At 60.2% G+C, this 2,717-nt stretch carries 3 protein-coding genes and 1 pseudogene; 3 read left to right on the top strand and 1 reads right to left on the bottom strand.

Going from position 1 to position 2,717, the window contains the following annotated elements; all coding sequences use genetic code 11:
• The coding region (locus AWB68_RS43800) for an MFS transporter (RefSeq protein ID WP_125483281.1) at positions 1–518 on the bottom strand (518 nt) is incomplete at its 3' end.
• A gap of 1,040 nt (positions 519–1,558) precedes the next feature.
• Between AWB68_RS43800 and AWB68_RS43795 the strand changes: the two are divergent.
• From AWB68_RS43795 to tnpB, 3 genes and pseudogenes are all read left to right on the top strand, one after another.
• Positions 1,559–2,106: pseudogene (locus AWB68_RS43795) on the top strand (CE1 family esterase); the annotation flags it as partial.
• A 72-nt stretch (positions 2,107–2,178) separates the two neighbouring features.
• Positions 2,179–2,598: an IS66-like element accessory protein TnpA gene (gene tnpA, locus AWB68_RS43790; protein WP_087650307.1), complete on the top strand. Its 420-nt coding sequence runs from the start codon at positions 2,179–2,181 to the stop codon at positions 2,596–2,598.
• On the top strand, positions 2,595–2,717 hold a 123-nt coding region (gene tnpB, locus AWB68_RS43785; protein WP_143282052.1), incomplete at its 3' end, for an IS66 family insertion sequence element accessory protein TnpB. The genes tnpA and tnpB, both read left to right, overlap by 4 nt.

The following is a 2,717-nucleotide window of genomic DNA, read 5'->3' as shown; positions in this document are numbered from 1 at the left end:
CCCAGCACGCCGACGATCAGAAACGCCCATTGCCATTGCCCGTGCAGCAATGCCCAGACAACCAATGGCGGTGCGAGCAGCGCGCCAACGGACGAGCCAATGTTGAACCAGCCGATCGCGACCGAGCGCTCCTTGGCGGGGAACCACTCGCTTGTCGCCTTCACGCCGGCCGGAATGCCGGCCGCCTCTGCGATGCCAAGGAGGCCGCGAAAGAACGCAAGGCTTCGCCAGTCCGTCGACCATGCTGCCGCCGCGCAGGCTAACGACCAGGCGAGCGCGAATGCCGCAAATCCGATCTTGGTGCCGACCGTGTCGAGCAGATAGCCCGCAACCGGTTGCATGAATGCATAACAAAGCTGCCACGCCACCACCACATGCGAGTACTGCTCCGTGGTCATGTGAAGGTCTTTCATCAGCGTCGGCGCCGCTACCGAAAGCGTGTTGCGTGCGAGGTAGTTGATGATGAGCCCGGCCGCGACCAGGCTGACCATCCACCATCGGATGCCCTTGATTTTCATTGCTGTGTCTCCTCGAAGTTTTCTAACTGATCAGACGGGCCGCATCGCTGGATGAGTCGAGTCACCGGACTTGCTGTCCTCGCGCAAGTAATCGGGGCCGACGACGCTGCCACCGTGGTAGCGTTGCCCAAAGCTCCTCGGCGTTCGTGTCGCCCGGTACTCCATGCGCTCGCATCGTGAATAGTTATACGATAACGTACTATGTACGACGATCTTGATTATTTCAACTAGGCACATACCCGATGGAGCGGCCGAGACAGAATGCCCTTTGGCCAGTTGATATTCTAAGCTCAGGCGTCGATACATTCGCCGGTGGGCGACGTGATCTGGCCTCTGCCGGAGGAGATTCAAGTCGCAAACATTTCTTCGTGCGCCATTGTTAGTCATAGGATGTCGTATAAATATTATCGGTCACGCCCGCTCCGCGAGAACAAAGTGGAGCTCGGCTTCGAACAATTGAACGCTGCACAGCAAGCGCGCAGAGCGAGGCCGCGGGTGTGCTGCCCAAGTTTCTCGTCTCGCCCGAGACCGATCATGCCAAGCACGCCCATGGCATGGAGCCGGCCTGATCATCACTCGGGATGGAGCAGCGTGGCGAGTCGACGTCGCCACCGATTCGGTCATGAACACGATTGGACATCCTGCGTGGTGCTGACGGCATCTAAGTCGACAACGGTGCCAAGCAGAGGCCATGGCCACCGAGAGGAAGCCCGCGACGTGGGTCCCGGCTACCGACCGCCTCGAAATTTATCCGCTTCCATCCGAAGCCGCGTCGCACCACGAACCCTCACAGGCGTACTGGCCCCGTGGCGCCCCAGCCTCTCGAGATTTGTTCGTTTTGGGCGCGTCGCACGCGTTACCGCCCTCAATTTCAGTATTGACTTCGAGGTTTGACCAGCCTATAACCATCCCACTGGATGTTATACGGATGGTTTTATGGTGGACCGGGCTGTTGACGCCGCACTCAAGGCGGCGAGTCTAAAAGAGCGCAGTACGAATCAACGGCGCGCCGGCTGCTCAACCTGACACTGGAAAAGATGATGAAACTGAATGAAGGCTTTTTAGACTCAATGAAGGAAGCGTTTGCGCGCTTTCGCGCCTGCGGTCCCGCCGAAGCGACCGAGGTGATCCAGCGTGCGCTGCGCGGTGAACAGACGGACGTGGCCCCGGAGACACGCGAAATCTTCGACCGTGAACAACCGCCGGTGCGCTTCGCCGACATCCTGGAGACGCTGGGCCGCGCGCCCGTGGTCGACCGCGAGGCTGAAGTCGAGGATTGCGGACACTTCAGCACGCGAAGCTACGCGAACGCGGCGGGCCAGCGCAATTACAAGCTCTACGTGCCCAGTGGCTACCAGAACGAACCGCTGCCGCTTATCGTGATGCTGCACGGCTGCACGGCTGCACGCAAAACGCGGACGATTTCGCCGCCGGCACGCAGATGAACGAACTCGCCGAAACCCACAACTGCATCGTCGTGTATCCGATCCAGCCGCAGGACGCAAATCCGTCGAAGTGTTGGAACTGGTTCAAGCCCGATGATCAGCGGCACGACCGAGGCGAGCCGTCGCTGATCGCCGGTATCACAGTATGCGTCTCACGTCGGCCGTTCTCCGGGCAGCAGTGAACGAGGGTAATTTGGTTCCCACCAAATGTTTTGATGGGAACCAAAGTGGCCGAGATTGTGAATAGCAAGTGCGAGGCACCGGGCAAGCGCCCCAACTTTGCGCGCGAATTCAAACGACAGCTGGTCGAACAGACGTTCGAGCCAGGGGCGTCTGTATCGCTAGTCGCGCGTCGCAACGACATAAACACCAACCTGCTGTTTAGATGGCGTCGCCAATATCTTCAGGGTGCATTTGGGGCGCCGCGTCCGGGGCCTGCCAGACAGGACCCCGATGGTGACGTTGCATCGTTACTTCCAGTCAGCATTGTCCCGGAAGCCGAGGCCTCGATGCCGGTCCGCGAAGCCGTGTCGGAAGACGCCTGCGAGATCGAATTTGACCGTGCACGCTTGCGCATTCGCGGTAACCTGTCGCCGGATATGCTGCGGCTGCTGATTCGGGAGCTGTCCCGATGATCGGCCTGCCGGCAGGCACTCGCGTCTGGATCGCCGCAGGCGTCACCGACATGCGTAGTGGTTTCCCGGCTCTTGCCGCGAAGGTGCAATCGGCACTCGAAGACAATCCGCTCGGCGGC

Source organism: Caballeronia choica, assembly GCF_001544535.1.
Lineage (GTDB): Bacteria > Pseudomonadota > Gammaproteobacteria > Burkholderiales > Burkholderiaceae > Caballeronia > Caballeronia choica.
The sequence above is the reverse complement of the archived record's forward strand: the minus strand, read 5'-3'. Positions and strand labels throughout refer to the sequence as shown.